17 protein-coding genes are annotated in these 21,155 nt (G+C 41.4%); 12 read left to right on the top strand and 5 right to left on the bottom strand.

The features are described from left to right. Nucleotides 1-124 precede the first annotated feature (124 nt). Nucleotides 125-1,945: an ABC transporter transmembrane domain-containing protein gene (locus AAEY98_RS13095; protein ID WP_351017447.1), complete on the bottom strand. Its 1,821-nt coding sequence runs from the start codon at nt 1,943-1,945 to the stop codon at nt 125-127. A gap of 160 nt (nt 1,946-2,105) precedes the next feature. Between AAEY98_RS13095 and AAEY98_RS13090 the strand changes: the two genes are divergently transcribed. Beyond that, nucleotides 2,106-2,588, top strand: a complete 483-nt coding sequence (locus AAEY98_RS13090; RefSeq protein ID WP_351017445.1) for a prepilin-type N-terminal cleavage/methylation domain-containing protein — start codon at nt 2,106-2,108, stop codon at nt 2,586-2,588. A 28-nt stretch (nt 2,589-2,616) separates the two neighbouring features. Here the strand turns inward: AAEY98_RS13090 and AAEY98_RS13085 are convergent, their stop codons facing one another. Continuing rightward, nucleotides 2,617-3,027: a hypothetical protein gene (locus AAEY98_RS13085; RefSeq protein WP_101088737.1), complete on the bottom strand. Its 411-nt coding sequence runs from the start codon at nt 3,025-3,027 to the stop codon at nt 2,617-2,619. 331 nt (nt 3,028-3,358) lie between these two features. Between AAEY98_RS13085 and AAEY98_RS13080 the strand changes: the two genes are divergently transcribed. Then, the gene (locus tag AAEY98_RS13080) at nt 3,359-4,537 is read left to right on the top strand and encodes a methyltransferase (protein ID WP_351017443.1); all 1,179 of its coding nucleotides are present in this window, start codon (nt 3,359-3,361) and stop codon (nt 4,535-4,537) included. 993 nt (nt 4,538-5,530) lie between these two features. Here the strand turns inward: AAEY98_RS13080 and AAEY98_RS13075 are convergent. Further along, nucleotides 5,531-6,271, bottom strand: coding sequence for a FadR/GntR family transcriptional regulator (locus AAEY98_RS13075; protein WP_101088735.1), 741 nt, complete (start codon nt 6,269-6,271; stop codon nt 5,531-5,533). A gap of 847 nt (nt 6,272-7,118) precedes the next feature. On the opposite strand from AAEY98_RS13075, the gene AAEY98_RS13070 reads away from it, so the two are divergent. The 6 genes from AAEY98_RS13070 (at nt 7,119) to AAEY98_RS13045 (ending at nt 15,256) form a co-directional block, all read left to right on the top strand. Then, nucleotides 7,119-9,410 (top strand): chondroitinase-B domain-containing protein, encoded by a 2,292-nt coding sequence (locus AAEY98_RS13070; RefSeq protein ID WP_351017441.1) that lies wholly within the window; start codon nt 7,119-7,121, stop codon nt 9,408-9,410. A gap of 32 nt (nt 9,411-9,442) precedes the next feature. Continuing rightward, on the top strand, nt 9,443-11,689 hold the full coding sequence (locus AAEY98_RS13065; protein ID WP_351017543.1) for a heparinase II/III domain-containing protein: 2,247 nt from the start codon (nt 9,443-9,445) through the stop codon (nt 11,687-11,689). A gap of 31 nt (nt 11,690-11,720) precedes the next feature. Continuing rightward, entirely contained in the window at nt 11,721-12,068 is a 348-nt protein-coding gene (locus AAEY98_RS13060) for a cupin domain-containing protein (protein WP_162023764.1), read from the top strand. Continuing rightward, the gene (locus AAEY98_RS13055) at nt 12,065-13,351 is read left to right on the top strand and encodes an MFS transporter (RefSeq protein ID WP_101088732.1); all 1,287 of its coding nucleotides are present in this window, start codon (nt 12,065-12,067) and stop codon (nt 13,349-13,351) included. Before AAEY98_RS13060 ends, AAEY98_RS13055 begins: the two co-directional genes overlap by 4 nt. 2 nt (nt 13,352-13,353) lie before the next feature. Then, on the top strand, nt 13,354-14,295 hold the full coding sequence (locus AAEY98_RS13050) for a sugar kinase (protein ID WP_351017439.1): 942 nt from the start codon (nt 13,354-13,356) through the stop codon (nt 14,293-14,295). A 187-nt stretch (nt 14,296-14,482) separates the two neighbouring features. Next, nucleotides 14,483-15,256 carry a class I SAM-dependent methyltransferase gene (locus AAEY98_RS13045; RefSeq protein WP_351017437.1) on the top strand — a complete coding sequence of 258 codons (774 nt, stop codon included), beginning with the start codon at nt 14,483-14,485 and terminating at the stop codon, nt 15,254-15,256. Nucleotides 15,257-15,286: 30 nt separating this feature from the next. On the opposite strand, the gene AAEY98_RS13040 is transcribed toward AAEY98_RS13045, so the two are convergent. Beyond that, complete coding sequence (locus tag AAEY98_RS13040) at nt 15,287-16,165, bottom strand: sterol desaturase family protein (protein WP_351017435.1); 879 nt, start codon at nt 16,163-16,165, stop codon at nt 15,287-15,289. 223 nt (nt 16,166-16,388) lie between these two features. Continuing rightward, the gene (locus AAEY98_RS13035; RefSeq protein ID WP_350979180.1) at nt 16,389-17,414 is read right to left on the bottom strand and encodes a DUF2804 domain-containing protein; all 1,026 of its coding nucleotides are present in this window, start codon (nt 17,412-17,414) and stop codon (nt 16,389-16,391) included. 281 nt (nt 17,415-17,695) lie between these two features. Between AAEY98_RS13035 and AAEY98_RS13030 the strand changes: the two genes are divergently transcribed. The 4 genes from AAEY98_RS13030 to AAEY98_RS13015 all read left to right on the top strand — a co-directional run bounded on the left by AAEY98_RS13030 (nt 17,696) and on the right by AAEY98_RS13015 (nt 21,123). Next, the gene (locus AAEY98_RS13030; protein WP_011638554.1) at nt 17,696-18,262 is read left to right on the top strand and encodes a YajG family lipoprotein; all 567 of its coding nucleotides are present in this window, start codon (nt 17,696-17,698) and stop codon (nt 18,260-18,262) included. Nucleotides 18,263-18,322: 60 nt separating this feature from the next. Continuing rightward, nucleotides 18,323-18,907 carry a peptidylprolyl isomerase gene (locus tag AAEY98_RS13025; protein ID WP_182744290.1) on the top strand — a complete coding sequence of 195 codons (585 nt, stop codon included), beginning with the start codon at nt 18,323-18,325 and terminating at the stop codon, nt 18,905-18,907. 390 nt (nt 18,908-19,297) lie between these two features. Then, nucleotides 19,298-19,630: a hypothetical protein gene (locus AAEY98_RS13020; protein WP_180957210.1), complete on the top strand. Its 333-nt coding sequence runs from the start codon at nt 19,298-19,300 to the stop codon at nt 19,628-19,630. A gap of 128 nt (nt 19,631-19,758) precedes the next feature. Then, nucleotides 19,759-21,123 carry an AmpG family muropeptide MFS transporter gene (locus AAEY98_RS13015; RefSeq protein ID WP_101088725.1) on the top strand — a complete coding sequence of 455 codons (1,365 nt, stop codon included), beginning with the start codon at nt 19,759-19,761 and terminating at the stop codon, nt 21,121-21,123. The last annotated feature ends 32 nt before the right edge of the window (nt 21,124-21,155 follow it).

The raw sequence follows: 21,155 nt of genomic DNA, 5'->3' as shown, positions 1-21,155 counted from the left end.
ATAACGGCTTATCAAACTGCGATTAACATCATTTGAAACAGTTAATTGATTCGAAAATAAAAAAGATGCTTCGGCATCTTTTTTTATTTCTCAACGACACACTCACTGCACCAAGCAGTAACCTTTATGACGGCTCGTTATCCATCAATAACTGTAAACTAGCAAATTCGCGATATAGCTCATTACTTGCCATTAATTCGTTGTGAGTACCACTGGCAATAAGTTGTCCTTTATCTATCACGAAAATCCGGTCTGCATTGATCACGGTAGCTAAACGATGGGCAATAATCACAGTGGTACGTTTGGCCATAAGTGAATCGAGGGCCTGTTTTACTTTGATTTCGCTTATCGCATCTAACGCACTCGTCGCTTCATCAAGTAGTAATATTGGTCTGTCAGCAAGAATCGCTCTTGCGATTGCAATACGTTGCTTTTGCCCACCCGACAAACGCACACCACGTTCACCTAAGTAAGTCGAATAACCATCAGTAAATTCGCGAATAAACTCATCCGCTTTAGCCGCAATACAAGCCTGCTTCACCTCTTCATCGCTGGCATCTAAGCGACCATAACGCACATTATCGAGTACGTTCATGGCAAAAATCACCGACTCTTGCGGCACAAGAGCATACTGTTGGCGTAAATCTGCCAACGACAGCGTCGAAATATCAATACCATCTAATAATATCCGCCCCTGTTTAGGCTGGTAAAAACGCATCATCAGTTCAAATAAGGTGCTTTTGCCTGCACCGCTTGGGCCCACTAACGCGACTCGCTCTCCCGGTGCAATGTCCATCGACAATTGGCGGATCACGTCTTGACCCAGATCAGATGGATAAGCAAAGCACACATTATCAAAACTGAGCAAGCCATTAACAGGCAACAATAACTTATTTGGTACAACTTGCTGAGGTATATCAACGGGCGTTTTGACTAATTCAACTAAACGTTCAGCCGCACCAGAGGCGCGTTGTATTTCGCTAAACACTTCACTGATGGTCGCTACAGCACCTGCAACCATCACAGCATAAAACATAAATGCAGACAGCTCACCACCGGTGATAATGCCAGACATCACATCTTGCGCCCCAATCCATGTAACAAAAGCAATTGCTGCAATGCTTAAAAACATTACCGTTGAAATAAGCAGCGCACGATACATAATACGGCCTTTAGCCACATCCATTACCGCCTCGACTCTGTCAGCAAATAGCTGGCGGTCTTTAGCCTCGTGGGTATACGCTTGCACGGTATGAATTTCATGTAAGGTTTCATCAATATAAGCACCAAGATCGCCTACCCTATCTTGACTTTTACGCGACAAGGTTCTGACTTTTCGGCCAAAAAAGATCACCGGGCCTAATACCAAAGGAACGGCTAACAACACTAATGCTGTCAACTTAACACTGGTAAACGCCATCATAACGATGCCACCAATCACGGTCACACTTGAACGCAACGCCATAGATAAACTTGATCCGACAACGCTTTGTAACAAAGTACTGTCTGCCGTAAAACGTGAAATAACCTCACCGGTACGCTGAGTCGCAAAAAAAGCTGGCGATAACGATAATAAATGATTGTAAACCTGTAACCGAATATCAGCACTGACCCGCTCGCCAAGCCAAGTCATCAGATAAAAACGACAGAAAACCGCAGTTCCACTGATTGCTGTAATAGCAATAATAAACAACATGATCTCATTCAATCGCCCTGCATTATCGGCAATAAATCCTTCATCGACCATTAACCGAACACCTTGGCCAAGCGATAACCATGCCAGCGATCCAATAAACAGAAATACAATCGCCGCCACTACTTTCATACGATAAGGAGACAGAAATTGTAAAATCCAAGGTAGAACAGAATGTTTTAAAGGAGGTTTAGCAGAAGATATTGACTCAGTTGAAGTCGTCGTTGGATTCGTCACAGTATTAACCAGCATATATAACTAAGATATTCTGATAGTACCAATAAAACACAACATTGTAGATGCCTTAACAATAAGGCGCCGGCCAGCAGGATTACGACCGCCGAAAAAATGATGCTAGTATCGACTAAAAAATAACATGAAAAATAGCATGAGCAATAAGATGAGAAATAGTATGAGAAATAATATGAGACCATCGCACGGTTTTACATTAATAGAGTTGGTTATTGTGATTATTATTTTGGCCTTATTGGCCGTTGTCGCGAGCAGTAAATTCATTAGCTTACGCAAAGATGCAATTGTATCTACCATGGTAGGAATGGAAACAGCAATGCAATCAGCTGCAACGTTAACCTATTCAAAAGCCGCTATTGCTGGTGTAGAAAGACTTGCGACTACGACGCTTAATATTGATGGGGTCAATGTTAACTTAGCTTATGGCTATCCCGATGGAACAGCCGCTGGTATTGCAATGCTAATGAATATTCCCGAAGGTGATTGGCAACAACGCAAAAGTACATTGTCTATAACTGCATGGGTATATTGGCATGGTGTCATTAAAGAGGATGCGGGCGTTGCTGCATGTTATTTACGTTACAGGCAAGTAACATCAGCTACCGCACGACCTGTTATAGATGTTCAAACAAGCGGATGTTAGACATCAATGGGTTTAAAAAACCATAACATTAAGACTCAGGATAACGTTTTTCAATCGCTTTTAGCGAACGTAAAAACAACCCTATCCCCCCCACACAAAGTACCAATATAACGATTAAATCAAATGCACTCATGTAAGAAAATCTAAAATTAATCGAGCTTATCACGCCAAAAATCAATGCCACTAACGAGCCAAATGTCAGTAACCACCCAAGTATGTTTCTGCCATTATAAAACATCAGTCCAACACCAAACATAAAGGGTATCATCACCATTCCACTGGTAAGCCCAAAGCCGCCCAGCTGATATAAATGGCTGCTAAAGCCAAATGAGCTTGTCACTTTAATGGCATTTAATAGCATATAAAAGCCACCGCACATCATCACTAGCCCAATAAAGAACTGACCCATTCCACCTGACGTTCCACCAGCACCTTTCATCAATATCCCTTGAAACCATTATCTTAAGTCAGTATATTGATGTTACTGAACCGTACAATTAATAGCAATCATCTCTGCAGTACAATCATGTTCGTGATATTAGGTTTTAGTTTCAAAGTTAACAATCAATATCATCTTGTTCTGTATCCTACATTCAACATGTCGTTTAACACGAGTTAAACAGAGAAACTTTGATATTCAATAAAACTAGCGCCACTCCACAAAATTCCCCTTATCAACTTGTTTAAGCCTAAGCCTCGCGCTGGTAAGTGATATCTGAGATAATATCGGGCTATTTTATCGATATTCTTTTTTATTAGGTAACACCGTTATGACAACCCAATTTGCTTGTTCAGGTATAGAGCTTGAGCTTTTTCGTTATCCAAGCCAACAAGCATCAAACTTACAAGCATGGGATGCCGCTGATGAACACCTAGTAAAGTATTTAATCGACACCGAAATAACAGCAACCACAACCGCCATTCTTAATGACAACTTTGGGGCACTCACGTGTGCATTAACCATGCAACATCCACACAGTGAATTGCTTGTCGAAACGGATGCTAAAACCAGCTTATTAGGTTATCAGCAAAATTTATTACACAACAAACTCGCACCAACCAACATACATTGGCTAAATAGCCGCGAAACGCTGCCACAAAATATTCAATTAGTGCTGATGAAGTTACCAAAAAATCTACACTATTTTGGCCAGCAGCTTGCGCGTTTATCAACGGTGCTTCCTGCGGGAACCCAAATACTGATTGGTGCTAAAGCCAAGTCAATCAATCCAGCATTATTGGCCAGTATTGAAAAAAATCTAGGTCCCGCATCCGCCAGTTTAGCGTGGAAAAAAACACGAGTAATTAGCTGTATTAGCGATGGTAAAAAACGGCCATTAGCAAAAGCCGTGAATTGGAATGTCGATGAGCTGAAACTCACTATCAGTAACCTTGCGAATGTATTTGCTGCCAATAAGCTCGATATTGGCGCAAGGATTATGCTCGACAACATGCCCAAAGGTGAATTCAACCACATTATAGACTTAGGCTGTGGTAACGGTATTTTAGGATTACACGCCAAGCAATGTTATCCCAATGCGCAAATCCACTTTGTGGATGATTCTGATATGGCCATCGCCTCGGCAAAGCATAATTGGCAAGCGAACGCGCTAGATACTCCATCTCAAGATCTTCAATCCCAAGATCCTCAAACTGAACAAATGCCACAAGCTTTTTTCCATTGGGACGATTGCCTGAGTAATTTACCAGCTGATGTTGAACCAGATTTAGTGATATGTAACCCTCCGTTTCATCAAGGTGAAGCCATTACCGACCATATCGCTTGGCAAATGTTTGTTGATGCACATAAGCGCCTAAAAAAAGGCGGTTTATTACATATCGTTGGTAATCGACATTTAGCCTACCACGTTAAAATAAACCGTATTTTTAAAAACTGCACCACTGTTGCCTCTAATGGTAAGTTTGTCATTTTACAAGCGATAAAATAATGCCATGAATGAGGCACCAAGGTCATGTTCCCCTAAATGGCCCTGCATGGCCCTGCATATAAAACTAAACCAATATTGATAGTAACGAGCGAGGGCCGACACAATTTATGTGCAGCCCTTCACTCGTATGTATTTGCTACTCGCTACACCTTGTTTATCTCGAACACTCACATTAACGGACACCAATAACCACTGAACATTCATCAGTGTAAACGGCGATACAGGTCTGGTTTGTTGTGACCAAAAGCAAATCGCTTTGTGATGTGCATATCCCTTGAATAAATAACTATATGCCGCATTGATTTGAGCACTCGTTGGCAATAACGAGGCATTAATAGCCTCTATGATAAATGAACACAATGATAAATAGACACAATGACCTTATGACGAACGCCAATCTGTGCCTTAACAATCCACATCAGGCATTACCAAGAAAACATAATTGGTTAACACGAAAGCATAAAATACACCTCTAATAACATTACCAAACTGGGTATAAGTGGCGTTAACAATAGAACTCAATCATATTTCCCTAGGCAGAATAGCCGCTGCAATAAACAATCAAGCTAATTTTCTGCAATAATATTAAAGTTAATAGTGGTTTTTTATGTTTTTTGAAAGACCAATTTAACAGCCTCTTTTCTTTGTAAGTTGACCATGAAGATCAGCGGCCCCTAACCAAGTTGCTTTAATTAGTCGCCATTTATGTGGAATGTTGCAACTCCATTAGCGCAAGAAACAAGTCACGTAACAAAATAGCTAAAGTGGCCGCTGAAAATACGACACATCATTGCATTGGGGATAGGATTATTGATGGCGTTAACTAAATGGCTTGTTATCTCAAGCTGGCAGTTGAAATCATGAAGTCATCGTTACCGATATTATGGTCAACATCCCTCATAACATTACTCATAAAAAACCATAAAAAACGCGCCAACACTTAAGTGTCGGCGCGTTAATTTTATCGCGATGAGCTAATACGCTTAAAAAGCATTAACCTTTTGTTTTTACTAAACTCTCAATTGAATATAAGTCACGATTAGCACTATTTTTGCGGCGTACTTCTTCTAATGCCTGCTGTTCTAATTTATCAAACAATACATTGATTAAGCGATTAAAATGCTTATGCATTGCTAAACGAGCCTCAGCGGCATCGTGCAGTGATAATGCCTGATAAATTGCGGTATGCTCTGCTAAGGTTTTATTATTATCTGTGCTACAAACAATATTATAATCTTCAATGATTTCATTACTTGATGAACGCAGCGCCCACATGTTTTCAAACAAATTTATCAACGCGCCGTTACGAGTAGAATATGCGATGATCTGATGAAACAGCTCGTCTGCCTCTTCGACATTTTGCATATCTTTCATCATTACTAATGTGTCATGGAGTTTTTCAAGCTCTTCTGCAGTAATGGTTTTTGCTGCTAAGGCAGCTATTTCACCTTCAACTAAAGCACGTGCTTGGGTTAATTCAAATGCGTTAACATTATTCACCGCTACCGGTTTTTGCTGATGGTCAACCACGTACACGCCAGAACCCGTTTTCACTTCCACTTTTTCACGCACTTCTAGTGCAATAATAGCTTCACGAATGGTTGGCCTGCTTACTTCAAACTTTTCAGCAAGCTCACGCTCTGGGGGTAAACGACTGCCTACCGGATACTCGCCACTGGCGATAGCGGCTTCAATCGTATCGACTATTCGCCAAAATAAACGACGGTTTTTCATATACCTTCCTTCGAAAAGTAAAACCAATTTACTGGTTAATGCTGACATATTATCGGTTAATACCTTAGCAGCAAACAACTAAATTACATGTTATGTTAATCTCAATATAGAAATAATAGCACATTGTCATACCTTTAAAAATATTGGTAATATACTAAAAATGTAAAATCATAGTAATTGGTAAAACAATTTATTGACATAATCTTAATGATTGGTTAGTTTCTATTCAAGCACAAATAATCCATTAACAGAATAATTTAGACTTTGTGTGTGTACGTAAAGAAAAGGAAATCAACTAATCTGGGGAGGTTAACGTGAAATTTATCAAGACAAGCAATACTTTGAGATTAACAGGATTAAAGTCGCAATCAAGATCAGCAATTTACGACGCGACACTAATATCTCTATTAAGCAATCATGAACGTGCAACAGAGACAAACGAGTCAAAACAAAAACAGCACGTCACAGTCTCTTAAATGCTAGGTAATTGGACTAGGCTACGCTTAATTACGGTTACGCTTACTTAGCAATACCGTGAGAGTGACACCCAGCCAAATAACTTACCATTTCCAGACAGCTCTTATCACGATGCGCATGACAGTGGGCGACCTCAATTTGTTGGCTAACGTTACAGTGGCAGATTATTGGTCACGATGTTTCAAAGCCCTGAACATGTTGGGTAAACTCAAAATAATTCCCCGTGAAAACAACACCACAGTTGCTGATTATTCACGTTATGGCGCTAACGAATTCTAAGGTGAAAAAGTAATTTTGAGCCTTTCCCCCTTGATAACTACTTAATGTAGCCATGGGGATATCATTTTAACAGTATTAAACGAGAGACTAGATGAATCATTCAAATAACAATACGTCATCGTCAAGGCATTGGTTATTCACGCAGTTGTTAGTCTTATTAATGCTTTGCACCCCATCAATCTATGTGCAGGCAAAAGATCGCTTAGTGACTACCCAGGCTGAGTACAAAAAAGCACTAAAGCTGGTTGAGCCTGGCGATAAAATCATTTTAAAAAATGGTACATGGCAAAATTTTGAAGTGTTGTTTATGGCGACAGGCACCGCCAATGCGCCTATTGAATTAACTGCCGAAACTAAAGGTAAAGTGATCCTGTCTGGCCAATCGAACCTTAAACTGGCTGGTGAATATTTACAGGTATCGGGGCTAGTATTTAAAAATGGCTCTACGCCAAGTAATGAAGTTATTGCTTTTCGTAAAAGTAAAACTCAGTTAGCCAATCACTCACGAGTAACCGAAGTGGTTATCGATAACTACAGCAATCTAGATCGCCAAGAGTCTGATTATTGGGTCAGCTTATATGGACAAAATAACCGACTTGATCACAACCACTTTGTTGGTAAACGCAATGTTGGCGTAACTGTTGCGGTGCGTTTAGACAGTGAGAACAGCCAGCAAAACCATCACCGAATTGATCATAACTATTTTGGTCCTCGCCCAATCTTAGGCTCTAATGGTGGCGAAACCCTCAGAATTGGCACCAGCCATTACTCACTAACGGATTCTTTTACCGTGGTTGAAAATAATTATTTTGATCGCTGCGATGGCGAAGTCGAAATTATTTCAGTCAAATCGGGTAAAAACCGTATTCAAAATAACGTATTTTATGAATCAAGAGGCACATTAACCTTAAGGCACGGTAACGGTAATATTATCGATAGTAATGTGTTTTTGGGTAATGGCGTTGAACATACCGGCGGGATCCGCGTGATTAACCGCGATCAAACCATTACTAACAACTATCTAGAAGGCTTAACCGGCAATCGATTTGGCAGTGGTTTTACTATTATGAATGGCGTGCCAAATTCATCAATTAATCGCTATCATCAGGTGGTTAACGCCAATGTTAATAACAACAGCTTTATTAATCTTGACCATATTGAGCTGGCCGCGGGCAGTGACAGCGAACGTTCAGCAGTGCCACTAGACAGTAAATTAAACCACAATCTGTTTATTAGCCCAACCGCGCCATTTACTTTATACGATGATATTAGCGGACTTAGCTTTAACGACAACCTGAGTAATTTTGCGACCAAAACGTTAAGCCCATTCATGGCTAAAGGTATTCGTTCACAAGATATCACCATGAAACGCGCTGCTAATGGCTTGTTATACCCAAGTGATGAAAATTTTGCAGCATATGGTGCCAGTAAAAAACTGACCCCTACATTAAAGCAAGATACCGGCACATCTTGGTATCCAAAAGCAGAGCCTACTGTCGCATTTCAATCTGGCAACACCATCAAGGTTAGCGCCAGTGACGATGAATTAGCAAGCGCAGTTGAACGAGCTCAACCAGGCGATATTTTATTACTCAGTGATGGCAAATATAACATCAGCAGAATACTGGCGATCAACAAAACGTTAAGCTTTAAAGCCGCTAATGCTCACCAAGCAATAATCAGCTTTGAACGCCCTAGTCTATTTGAAATTCAAGACAATGGTAGTTTGCAACTCGATGGTCTAGTCATTACGGGTTTAAATAGCCCTGACGCTGCCGGTAATAGCGTGGTAAGAACCCGCAAATGGGGCATGTTAACGAATTATCGTTTTGAAATGACAAACAGCATTGTTGAGCAACTCAATGTGAATCATTCATTTCACTTTTTCGATTCGGGCAGTCGCGCCTTTGCAGATAGTATTAATGTCAGCAATAGCCAGTTCCGCCATATTAGCGGGGATTTATTTCGCCTCGACAAAGAAACCGACGACCTAGGAATTTATAACACCGAATACCTCATATTGGACAATAACCAGTTTGACGATATTGAAGGTGCTATTGCCTCGGTATACCGCGGTGGAACGGATGAGAGTACCTTTGGTCCCCATGTATCGGTAACCAACAATATGTTCACTAAAGTCGGTCAAGGTAAGCGCAATAAAACAGGCGCGTCACTGAAGTTACATGGGGTTCAAATGAGCCAAATAGAGCACAATAAATTTAACGACAGTGCCGCTATTATTGTTGTTCACACCGTCGGTGAACCACAAACCCGCATTACGCATAATCAGTTTACTAATACACCTAACCCACAAGTAACGGAGTTAGTTGCAATAGGTAAACACACTGCAGATATCAACAATAATAAAGTGCAAAAATTATGAATAACTTCAAAATAGCCGCAGGCGTAAGCCCGATGACGCTTGTCATTAAGCAAGTAGGAAAAATAGCGCTATTGGCATCAATGACGTGCGCTATTTCATTACCCGTTATGGCTGCGCAACATCCAAACTTAGTCATAAACCAGCAAGATGTGGCCGCAATGAAACAGGCCATCACTCTACCTGGGACATTTCAAAATGCTTTCAATGCCACACAGAATAGTGTCGATAAAGGACTGGTTCAGCCAATTGAAGTACCAGTACCCAAAGATGCCGGTGGTGGTTATACCCACGAAAAACATAAAAGTAATTACCAACAAATGTATGACACGGGCATTATTTATCAGCTGACTGGCGATAAAAAATATGCCGAATACGTTAAAGACATGCTGTTGCAATATGCCACACTTTACCCAACGCTACCTTTGCACCCTATGCGTAAAAGTAACAATGAAGGTAAACTTTTCTGGCAAGGACTCAATGAAGCAGTTTGGTTGGTACACACCATTCAGGCGTACGACTTTATCTATGATGCGTTAACACCTGCAGAACGTAATACCATCGAAACGGGTGCAATAATACCCGCTGCACTCTTTTTGTCAGAACAATCGCCGCACACCTTTAATAAAGTTCATAACCACGGCACTTGGGCCACTGCTGCGGTTGGCATGAGCGGATATGTACTCGATAAGCCACTTTGGGTTGAACGTGCTTTATACGACTTAAATCTCGCCAAAAAAGGCGGTTTTATGCGTCAGTTGGACGAATTGTTTTCACCAGACGGTTATTACAATGAAGGGCCATATTATCAACGTTATGCATTAATGCCATTTGTGACGTTTGCTAAAGCTATTGAGCAAAACGAACCGCAGCGTAAGATTTTTCAATACCGTGACGGTATTTTACTTAAAGCCATTACCAGCACAGTTGAACTCAGTTATAACCAGCTGTTTTTTCCGCTTAACGATGCGATTAAAAGCAAAGGCATCGACACTATTGAACTCGTCAACGGCGTCGCCATTGCTTATGGTCTCAACGGCGATCCACGTTTATTAGATATTGCACAGCAACAACACAATATTTTATTAACGGGTGATGGGCTTAAAGTTGCACAAGGGTTAGACAATAAACTACAACAGCCCTTTCCATTCGTTTCGACATTATTCCGTGATGGCCAACAAGGTGATGACGGTGCATTAGTGGTTATGCGTCAAGGTAAAGCAACCGACCAAGCCATTGTATTTAAAGCGACTGCGCAAGGTTTAGGTCATGGCCATTTTGATAAGTTAACCTGGCAGTTTTACGATGCTGGTAATGAAATCGTATCCGATTATGGCGCTGCACGTTTTCTAAATGTTGAGGCAAAATTTGGTGGCCGTTATTTACCTGAAAATGAATCATGGGCTAAACAAACCATTGCCCATAACACTTTAATTGTTGACGAGAAAAGTCATTTTAATGGCAAGCTTAAAGCGGCTAACAAAAATAACCCTACATTACACTTCTACTCAGCAAAGCAAGACCTCACCATCGCGTCGGCTTCTATCGATACCGCTTATGATGATGTCGCATTTAAGCGCACTCTCGCCTTAGTCAACATCAAGCAACGTGATGCGGTAATTGGCATCGATATAATGCGTGTTACAGCTAACAAGCCACATCAATACGACTTACCCGTGCATTATCAAGGGCAATTAATCGATACCAACTTTGACAGACAGGCATCCTTGACTCAATTGTCTGCTTTGGGTACCGAAAATGGTTATCAACATCTATGGTTGTTAGCAACTGCTAACCTAGCCAAAGACAAAGCCGCTAATAAACTGGCTAAAGTCACTTGGTTAAATGATAACGGCCATTTTTATACCCTTAGCACGTTAGTTAATACTAACTTTAACAACGCCACTGACGAACAAATGTTATTCACCCAATTGGGTGCCAACGATCCGGATATGAACTTACGCCAACAGCAGTCGTTCATTCACCGAGTGAATGCCACTAATCATACTTATGTCAGCGTGATGGAGCCACACGGCGAGTACAACCCATCAAAAGAATACACCTTAGAAGCCACCAGCAGTATTGCTGAGCTGATTCATCATCAACAAGCTGATCTAGAAGCGGTGCAAATACGCTTTACCGATGGACAACAATATCTATTAGCAATCAACCACGCAGATATCGCTGTGACTCAAGAAACTCAAAGTGTCATTAGCGTCAATGGGGTGCAATACCCATTTAGCGGACGCGCCGAATTATTAGACATTAAAGAATTCAAGTAACACAAAATTAAAATAAAAAGGAATAAACACCATGCAGCAAAGTGAACATTTTTCATTTGGGGAACAAACAGAAATCGAAGATATTGGCGGAGGGTTAAAGCGCCAAATGCTTGGATTTAATCATGAACTCATGGCAGTAAAGATTTGGTTTGATAAGGGAGCAGAAGGCTATGTGCATGCTCATCGCCATTCACAAGTATCTTATGTGGTAGAAGGTGAGTTTCATGTCAATGTCGATGGCGTGATTAAGGTGCTAACGGCTGGAGACAGTTTCTTTGTGCCACCTCATGTAGACCATGGTGCAGTTTGCCCAACTGGCGGCATTTTAATTGATACCTTTAGCCCGGCTAGAGAAGACTTTGTTGAGGGTTTAGCATGAAAAAAGTCCCCCTTAAATTGAAGCACCTACGTTGGCTTGTTGTCAGCTTAGTGGCACTCGCTACTGTCATTAACTATATCGACCGATCTGCCCTTGCCATTATGTGGCCAGGCATTGCAGAAGATTTAGGTTTAGATAAAAGTGATTATGCCAACATTATTACCGTGTTCATGATCTCATACGCAATTGGTCAGTCTCTATTTGGTAAGATATTTGATGCTATTGGCACGCGCCTAGGTTTTTTACTATCCATTGTAGTGTGGTCGGTCTCAATCGCCCTGCATGCTGTTGCAGCAAGCGTTACCTCGTTTGCTATTTTTAGAGCCATGCTCGGGCTAGGTGAAGCGGGTAACTGGCCTGGCGCAACCAAAGCGAATGCTGAATGGTTTCCGATTAAAGAACGCGCTCTAGCACAAGGCATCTTCAATGCTGGTGCGTCTTTAGGCTCGATTATCGCCCCACCATTAATTGCTTTTTTGTATGCCTTTTTAGGATGGCAGGCAACCTTTATCGTCATTGGTAGTTTGGGTATTCTTTGGATTTTACCTTGGTTGATTGTTTATAAATCATCACCAGACTCACATCCATGGATCACTGAAGAAGAACGCCAACATATCTTAACCGGACAACGATGCACTTCAGAAAAACAACAGGACAAAGAATACGTGCCCACTATGGGACAGTTATTACGCCACCGTCAAACTTGGGGAGTGATTGCAGCACGTTTCTTTATCGACCCTATCTGGTGGTTATTTGTTGCTTGGCTACCATTGTATTTAAACGAAAAATTTGGCTTTGATGTTAAACAAATTGGCGCATTTGCTTGGTTACCTTATGTCGGAGCTGCCATCGGAGCATTATTTGGTGGCTGGTTTAGTGGCCACTTGATGAGCCGAGGCTGGTCGGTGAATAAAGCCCGTCGTAGTGCAATTGTCTTAGGTTGTATGGTTATGCTGCCAGCACTGTTACTGACATCTCTTGCTGCAACGCCTTGGATGGCAATGGGCCTTATAGCGCTTATCTTATTTGGTTTTCAAACAGCTATAGGCAACGTTCAAACATTACCAAGTGATTACTTCTCCGGTAAAACTGTCGGAACCTTAGCTGGTATTAGTGGTACATCGGCAGTATTAAGTGTAATTATCACCATCCAATTAGTGCCAATGATGACCAAAGGCGGTGACTATACGCCATTCTTTATTTTAGGTGCGGCGTTAGTTCCACTAGCATTAATTTCGTTGTGGTTAGGCGGAAAAATTGAACCGGTAAAAAGGAAGGCATAACCGTGAAGAGTCTGTATTTATTTGGTGAGTGTATGGTCGAATTACAGCGTGTAACGGCCACCAGTTTACAGCAATCTTTTGCTGGTGACGTGTATAACACTGGGGTTTACCTTAAACGCACCTTTAGTGATATTAATACCCACCTAGTCACAGCCATTGGCCAAGATAGTTTTAGCCAGGCCATGTTGCAACGCTTTGACGATGAAAGAATTAATACTGATATGGTCTTTCAAAGCACTGACAAAATTGCCGGCCTGTATGCAATACAAACCGACAGTAAAGGCGAGCGCAGCTTTACATACTGGCGCAACGATTCAGCCGCCAAGCAAATCATGCAATTTATTGATGATGCAGCCATCAGTAAAATATCTCAGGCAGATATGGTGTTTTTTTCAGGCATTTCTTTAGCGGTTATTAATGAAGAAGATCGCGACGCATTTTGGTTACTGATTAAACAATGTAAGCAAGCAGGTGTCAGTATTGTATTTGACCCTAACTACCGCGCAAGAATGTGGCACAGTCCAGACCAAGCAAAGGCGCAGTTTGATATTGCGTTTAGTGTGGCCGATGTCGTACTGCCAGGTGTTGATGACTTTAATCAACTTTACGGTATTAGCTCCGTTGAAGACATTATTGCGTTCTGCCAGCCTTACGACATTAATGAACTGGTGATAAAAAATGGTGAAAACGGCATTAATTATGTAATTAATGGTCAGCAACAGCATTTCTCAATCACACCAGTAACGAATGTTGTCGACACCACATCAGCGGGGGACTCGTTTAACGGGGTGTATTTAGGCGCACGCTTAACTGGGGCAGATATCAGCACAGCGATAAAATTAGCCTCCCAAGCAGCAGGATTTGTGATCCAACATAAAGGTGCCATAGCACCTAAAATTGAGTTTCATCAATTTATTGAACGTCAAAAATTAATCATGCAATAACAGCTAAAGAATCATCTTTTGTCGCTTTTAAAAAGGCTTGATAACACTGAGTTATCAAGCCTTTTTATTTGTTAAGCAAAAGTAACACATCGCCTATTGAGCCATTCGTGTTTTAGCTTCAAACCAAGTAACATTACTGAATTATTTCGATGATTTACCCCATTAAAGCAATAAGAAGACATTGAACATGGACTATTTAGCCATCAATAAACACGCATGGAACCAGCGAACTCAAATCCACCTCGATTCAACATTTTACGATTTAGAGGCATTTATCCAAGGTAAGTCATCATTAAACCCCATTGAACTTGAACAAGTCGGCGATGTGCACCACAAAAGCCTGTTGCACCTACAATGTCACTTTGGACAAGACAGCTTATCGTGGGCAAGGCTTGGCGCCAATGTCACTGGCGTAGATTTATCAAGCGAGTCGATTGCAACTGCAAAAAAACTGGCTGCTCAATTACACTTACCAGCAACATTCATCAATAATGACATCTATCAATTTGGTGACCACAATGTCGAGCAATATGACATCGTATTCACCTCTTATGGGGTGTTAGCTTGGTTACCCGATTTAACTCGCTGGGCGCAAACCATTGCTGGCGCATTACGTCCAGGCGGTGAATTTCATTTGGTTGAGTTCCACCCTTTTAATGATGTGTTGTGTGGTTATGGCTACTTTCCACAGTCGCAACCGGATATCGAAGATGAAGTCACTTACACCGAAAACCACAATGACCAAATTGAAACAGTAGTCACTTGGCCACATCCGATAAGCGAAGTCATTAGCGCACTCATTAGCGCAGGACTCTGTATCGAAGCGTTTAACGAACACCCTTACTGTCCCTACAACTGCGTCGAAGGTTTGGAGTTTGTGGTAGGCAAAGGTTACCAGCTGAAACATCAAGACCACCTCATCCCACTTATTTACTCTATTAAAGCAAGCAAAGTGGGATAAGTACTAGCCTGAAGCCTGTTTACAGCGGGCTCAAATATCGGATTTAGTGGATGACTGTTGATGTGTTGAAGGCGGTGCAAATAATATCCGTAAACGTTGTGTTAGCGATAATTGCGCTTGGGTAACATCACCCCACATCTCGCGCCATTCGCTAAATGTCACCACTATCGGGTTAAAACTGTTTACCGGTTTAGTAATACCGTATACCACGGTTTCAATCTCAGGCTTGAACGTACCAAACATTTTGTCCCATATAATCAGCACACCGGCATAATTTTTGTCGATATATTGTGGGTTGCGCCCATGATGAACACGATGATGGGACGGTGTATTGAAAATCAATTCTAACGGTCCTAACGATTTAATCGCTTGGGTGTGAACAAAGAACTGCAATCCAAGGTTGAGCAACACCGCAAACACCACCCAGTTAGGATCAAAGCCAATCACCACCAGCGGTAACCAAAACAACCACATGCCTGCCAACGGGTACATTAAGCTTTGTCTAAAGGCGGTGCTGAAGTTCATGTTTTCTGAGCTGTGATGCACCACATGTGCAGCCCACATCCAACGGATACGATGGCTAGCGCGATGAAACCAGTAATAACAAAAGTCTTGCGCAATGAGCAATAAACCAAAAGTGAATAATGTCATTTCGATATCAAATAAGCGCCAGCCAAAAAAGTGTAAGTAGATAGTTGCAATCAATAAGCCCGCGATAATATCCGCCACTTGATGCATGCCAGCCAATACAAAATTACACAATACTTCGGCAGGACGATATTGAGCATTACTCGGTAATCGCTGGGCACGAACACCAAACCACCATTCCAGTAAAATGCAGCCAAAAAAAATCGGCGCTAACACCAGTAATAACCACTCTGGGTGAGCTATCAGTAAATCCATGTCCATATGTTATCCATTTCTATTTATTGTTATGTTAACAACGTTTGTAATAACGCTTCGCTACTTCGCATTCCTAATCAAATCGCTCTTCCGGCACAACCCATTTTAGTAAACCGCTTTAATAATCCGTTTTTAATAATCCGTTTTTAATAATCCGTTTTTAATAGGCCGTTTTTAATAGGCCATAGACTAAAAAGGTCACTAATCTAGTCGACACCGTTAATCGTCATCACCATTTGGCAAAATGATCTTCTGTTAATCCTAGCTGGTTAGTTAACTTATATTGATTACCATTGTTGTCGCAAATCACTCCGCTAAAGTAGCCAATGTATTGTCTAAAGTTGTTTTTTAACCAGATTAAATTGAGCTTTTCGCTGCGTTGATTTAACGGCCTAAAATGCAAATCGACATTGCCATCATTAGTGGTGATATGCCACACATCTTGTTGTGAGTGTCGATTAAAATCAAACTGTGCCCCGCCCAGTATATGGCGTTGGCCATTTATCCACATCACATTTTCTGTTTGACCGGTTTCATTAACGCCAGCGGCTAAATTCAACCCAATAATCCCGGCGTCAGTTTTGGCATTCATTGAAGCCCAGCGCCAACTGGTTTCGCGGCGCATAAACCCAGCCGAAAAGTCATAACCTGCAAGCGCATATTGTAAAGGCTGCGGTTCATGATGAATAGTTAATTGCCCTGTTACGGCTAAGCCATTGTGCTTTTGAGTATAGGTCCAACCGTTATAACCCGTAGGGGTACACAAGCTGATGGGTAAACTCAACGGCGCAGGTTGAATACGTAAATTGGCTTGTATGTCTGCAAGGTTAATCTCGACTTGCCATTGTCCGTCGACAATATTGATAACAATACCTTTGTGTTTACGGCCAATTTCGGCGCGCCCACGCTTAGGAGAGTCACTTAGCTGGCAGCCAAACCCGAATGGCGTTAGCCATTGCGTTTGGGTCAGCTTGTTAGTTTTAATGTCATAAAGGTAGCAAAAACCATTGGCGACATAACGAATATCGGCAATCGCCAGGGCGATAATATAATGAGGAGTGATAATACTAACGAATTGGAATTGTTTAAAATCAAAGTACTTAGCCATTGCCGATGCAGGCTTGTCCATTACCGTCGAATAAGCAAACTGATTAACATTGAGTGAATCAACAATCCCATCAAATATGCCAAACACAGGCTGGCCGTTGACATTAATCAATTTATCAGGAGCCAATTGCGGCTGTTTATGTTGCATTACATTACCTACATCATGTTGTTTATCAAACTTAAGTTACATATCACTAACCTGAATTGATCAGTCATTAATGTCAATAACCAAGTATATGGTTGCCGTATAATCCCGTTAAAATGACGTTAAAATGACGTTAAAACCAGATATTAATAAGTGATGACGCCTGCATAACTTGTAATGGGCATCACTCTAGTTCTCTTTATAACAACATAACCTTAGCGATACTGGAAACCCAGACAAATTCTGGTATCATTTATCTACCTTTTACTGGTTATTGTTGTCTCATGAAGTTATTGATCCCTATTTTACTGTCCACATTATTGTTGTCGGCTTGCGCAAGTTATGAACCGACTCATGTTGGTCTTAATCCCACGCTGGGTCCGATTCAGTTACAAACTGAAGTCGATTTCCCTGTACTGGTCGACACCATCGATACTCGCGAAGCAAGCTTTGTGGTGCGCTTTAATGAAGAAGGCAAATCACCAAGATTAGTCAGCGCCAGTGAGCCCATCCGTCAACAGTTGGATACACTGTTCCGTAATGGCATGAACAAAGCCGGTTATGTTATTGACCCTGCCGCACGCAATTCAGTGCAGTTTCAGCTAAATTACTTGTTAGCTGACGTCACGGATACCACGTTCAGTTACGAATCAAAAACACGTTTAGTTATCAATGTATTGGCTAAAAACTCACAACAAGAGTTCACCAAATCCTATAACGCTAATGGCTATTTAAAAGGCCCGTTAAGCCCAGATTTTGCCACTCTTGAATTAGATATCACCAAACTCGTTGATAAGCTCACCACTGAAATTCTTAACGATGAAGAGTTACACCAATTTATTCAACGTTAATCCAACCCGCTTTATCAGGTATTGGCATCGAGAGATGCCAATAAAAAAGGACGTCACATTATGTTGAAATGGTTATCCACTTGCCTACTGTTATTGACCAGCTTAAGTTCCAACGCTGCGGTCGACATTCAAAAAGACACTTTATATCCGCAAGTAGAGTTGGACACCTCTATGGGGAAAATAGTGGTTGAGTTAGATCGCACTCGTGCACCGCTTACCGTAGATAACTTTTTAACCTATGTGGTTAAAGGCGAATATGACAATACTATTTTTCATCGTGTGATTGCCGAATTTGTGGTGCAAGGTGGCGGGTTAACCACTAAATTAGAAGAACGCCCTTCGCTAGAGCCGGTTGTAAATGAGTCCGGTAATGGTTTATCAAACTCCCTTGGCACAATTGCCATGGCTCGAGATAACGATCCTCATTCAGCAACACGTCAGTTTTACTTCAACCTAGGTGACAATAAAAAATTAGACCCTTCTAAACGTCGTTGGGGCTATACCGTTTTTGGTGAAGTGACTCAGGGGATGGATGTATTAGAAGCCATTTCATTGGTACCAACTGAACATAACACCACCCTAAATTGGCCCGATTTTCCGGTTAATACTGTCATGTTGAAAAAAGCGACTCTACTGCCTCGCTAATATCCCACTAATCGCCTATACCTACCGATGGTCATGTTAATGCATGCCATCGGCATTTATGTTGTCTCCAACAATGTCATATTGGCCAGTCTTATCTCAGTCAGTCTTATCTCGGTCAGTCTTATCTCGGTCAATATTATCTCAACCAGTTTTAGCTCGATTAATTGGTCCAAACTTGCTCAATATTGTGACGTCATAAATTGTTACCCTATACATTTTTACTAGCTGATAAATCAACTAAATAGCACTATTGAATGACTGAATCGACACTTTTTTAAGCTTTTGACTATCGACAGCTAAATTAACGTCTATACTCTATTTGACCCATTCACCTAGTTAGCTGCGCAATTCTTCGCAACCGCATTTCGAATATTCAAGGACGCAATTATGATGACGGCTAATGATTTTATTGAAACCAAAGCACCACAACTTGCCTATTTTGGTAAAGCTTTTTTAAATAATCAATTAGATTACAAAGAGATACAGCTCTATATGTGGGATGTACTAGAAGAGTGGCAATTTATATCAAATAATCCCATCCAATTAGCCGAACAACCTAGCGATACCGAGAAAGTGTTTTGGCACTTATTGTATTGCTTCGATCATTGGTCTGGTTGGGCAATTAAAGGCAATCAATACTTACGCCAGCAAGTTCATGAATGTTGCGACTACATTAATATTGGCGGCAATGTGCCACAAAGTTGTATTGGTATCAGACCTTAAGGCGATTATCTTAAATCTGCTCTGAATGCTAATTTAACCTCAAACTGACTGAATAATCTTTTAGAATGGCTTGAACCTAAACCCCTTGCAACATAAGCTAGAGCCATTCTCCTTTATCCAGTTGTCTTATGTCGGTTTTCTTGTCTCGTACCCGTGAAGCGTTATCGGTTTACTACCACAAACGAGTATTTATTTTACTCTTGCTGGGGTTTTCTGCCGGCTTACCATTAATGTTAGTCTTTTCGACCTTAAGTTTTTGGTTACGTGAAGCTGGCATCGACCGAGCGGCGATTGGTTATTTTAGCTGGATAGCACTAACGTATGCATTTAAATGGGCGTGGTCGCCATTAGTCGATCGTATGTCATTGCCCTTTTTTACCCGTTTTTTAGGACGACGACGCGGATGGATGCTGTTCGCACAACTGTGCTTAGTCGGCGCCATACTCGGTATGTCTGTTAGCGATCCAGTGGTCAATCTTGAACGTTTGGCCTTATGCGCCCTACTTTTGGCATTTGCCTCCGCCACCCAAGACATTGTCATTGATGCTTTTCGGATTGAATCCGCCCCTGAAAAAATGCAAGCAGCGCTTGCTGCAGCGTACCAAGTCGGTTATCGCAGTGCGATGATCATCGCAACAGCAGGCGCATTAACCATTGCAGCTTGGGTTTCTCCTGGCGATGATGCTTACAACTTAGAAGCTTGGCAAACAGCTTACTTTGCCATGGCGATGTTAATGGGCATTGGTATCATTACCACGTTATGTGCCAAAGAACCGCAAGTCGATACCAAACAGGCTGACGATAAAGAACGCCTATTAAGAGCCGAGTTTGCTGCCAAATACCCTGCTAAAGTCGCTGGGGCATTAGCCTGGTTATACAGCGCTAGCGTATTGCCTTTTATTGACTTTTTTAAGCGTTATGGCAAAAGCGCTATTCTGATTTTGTTGTTAATCTCGTGCTATCGCATTTCCGATATTGTCATGGGTATTATGGCAAATGTGTTTTATGTTGATATCGGGTTTAGCAAAGAAGAAATCGCTTTTATCAGTAAAGTCTATGGTTTGATCATGACCTTAGTCGGCGCCGCTTTTGGTGGTGTGTTGCTTATGCGTTATGGCACCATGAAAATTCTATTCTTAGGTGCCTTGTTAGTCGCGGTCACTAACCTGTTGTTTGCTTGGCAAGCGTATATTGGCTACAACGTGCCATTTTTAACCTTAGCCATATCGGTAGATAATTTTAGTGCAGGTATCGCAACCGCAGCGTTTATCGCTTATTTGTCCAGTTTAACCAGCAGTGGTTATAGCGCGACACAATATGCGTTATTGTCTTCGATAATGTTACTATTTCCTAAATTTATCGCAGGATTTTCGGGCTTGTATGTTGATGCTTTTGGTTACATCAATTTCTTTATTGCAGCGAGTTTGATTGGCTTTCCGGTGTTGCTATTAGTGGTGTTGGTGAATCGATCGCAAAACCAAAATTTAAAATAAAAGTGAGGTAATAGAAAAATTACTGATGTGGC

This window comes from Shewanella sp. AC91-MNA-CIBAN-0169 (assembly GCF_040310165.1).
In the GTDB taxonomy this organism is placed as follows: domain Bacteria; phylum Pseudomonadota; class Gammaproteobacteria; order Enterobacterales; family Shewanellaceae; genus Shewanella.
The sequence above is the reverse complement of the archived record's forward strand: the minus strand, read 5'-3'. Positions and strand labels throughout refer to the sequence as shown.

Coding starts and splice junctions, on each gene's coding strand:
- AAEY98_RS13095 (WP_351017447.1), bottom strand. CDS start 1,945: ATGCTGGTTAATACTGTGACGAATCCAACGACGACTTCAACTGAGTCA.
- AAEY98_RS13090 (WP_351017445.1), top strand. CDS start 2,106: ATGAGAAATAATATGAGACCATCGCACGGTTTTACATTAATAGAGTTG.
- AAEY98_RS13085 (WP_101088737.1), bottom strand. CDS start 3,027: ATGAAAGGTGCTGGTGGAACGTCAGGTGGAATGGGTCAGTTCTTTATT.
- AAEY98_RS13080 (WP_351017443.1), top strand. CDS start 3,359: ATGACAACCCAATTTGCTTGTTCAGGTATAGAGCTTGAGCTTTTTCGT.
- AAEY98_RS13075 (WP_101088735.1), bottom strand. CDS start 6,271: ATGAAAAACCGTCGTTTATTTTGGCGAATAGTCGATACGATTGAAGCC.
- AAEY98_RS13070 (WP_351017441.1), top strand. CDS start 7,119: ATGAATCATTCAAATAACAATACGTCATCGTCAAGGCATTGGTTATTC.
- AAEY98_RS13065 (WP_351017543.1), top strand. CDS start 9,443: ATGACGCTTGTCATTAAGCAAGTAGGAAAAATAGCGCTATTGGCATCA.
- AAEY98_RS13060 (WP_162023764.1), top strand. CDS start 11,721: ATGCAGCAAAGTGAACATTTTTCATTTGGGGAACAAACAGAAATCGAA.
- AAEY98_RS13055 (WP_101088732.1), top strand. CDS start 12,065: ATGAAAAAAGTCCCCCTTAAATTGAAGCACCTACGTTGGCTTGTTGTC.
- AAEY98_RS13045 (WP_351017437.1), top strand. CDS start 14,483: ATGGACTATTTAGCCATCAATAAACACGCATGGAACCAGCGAACTCAA.
- AAEY98_RS13040 (WP_351017435.1), bottom strand. CDS start 16,165: ATGGACATGGATTTACTGATAGCTCACCCAGAGTGGTTATTACTGGTG.
- AAEY98_RS13035 (WP_350979180.1), bottom strand. CDS start 17,414: ATGCAACATAAACAGCCGCAATTGGCTCCTGATAAATTGATTAATGTC.
- AAEY98_RS13030 (WP_011638554.1), top strand. CDS start 17,696: ATGAAGTTATTGATCCCTATTTTACTGTCCACATTATTGTTGTCGGCT.
- AAEY98_RS13025 (WP_182744290.1), top strand. CDS start 18,323: ATGTTGAAATGGTTATCCACTTGCCTACTGTTATTGACCAGCTTAAGT.
- AAEY98_RS13020 (WP_180957210.1), top strand. CDS start 19,298: ATGACGGCTAATGATTTTATTGAAACCAAAGCACCACAACTTGCCTAT.
- AAEY98_RS13015 (WP_101088725.1), top strand. CDS start 19,759: ATGTCGGTTTTCTTGTCTCGTACCCGTGAAGCGTTATCGGTTTACTAC.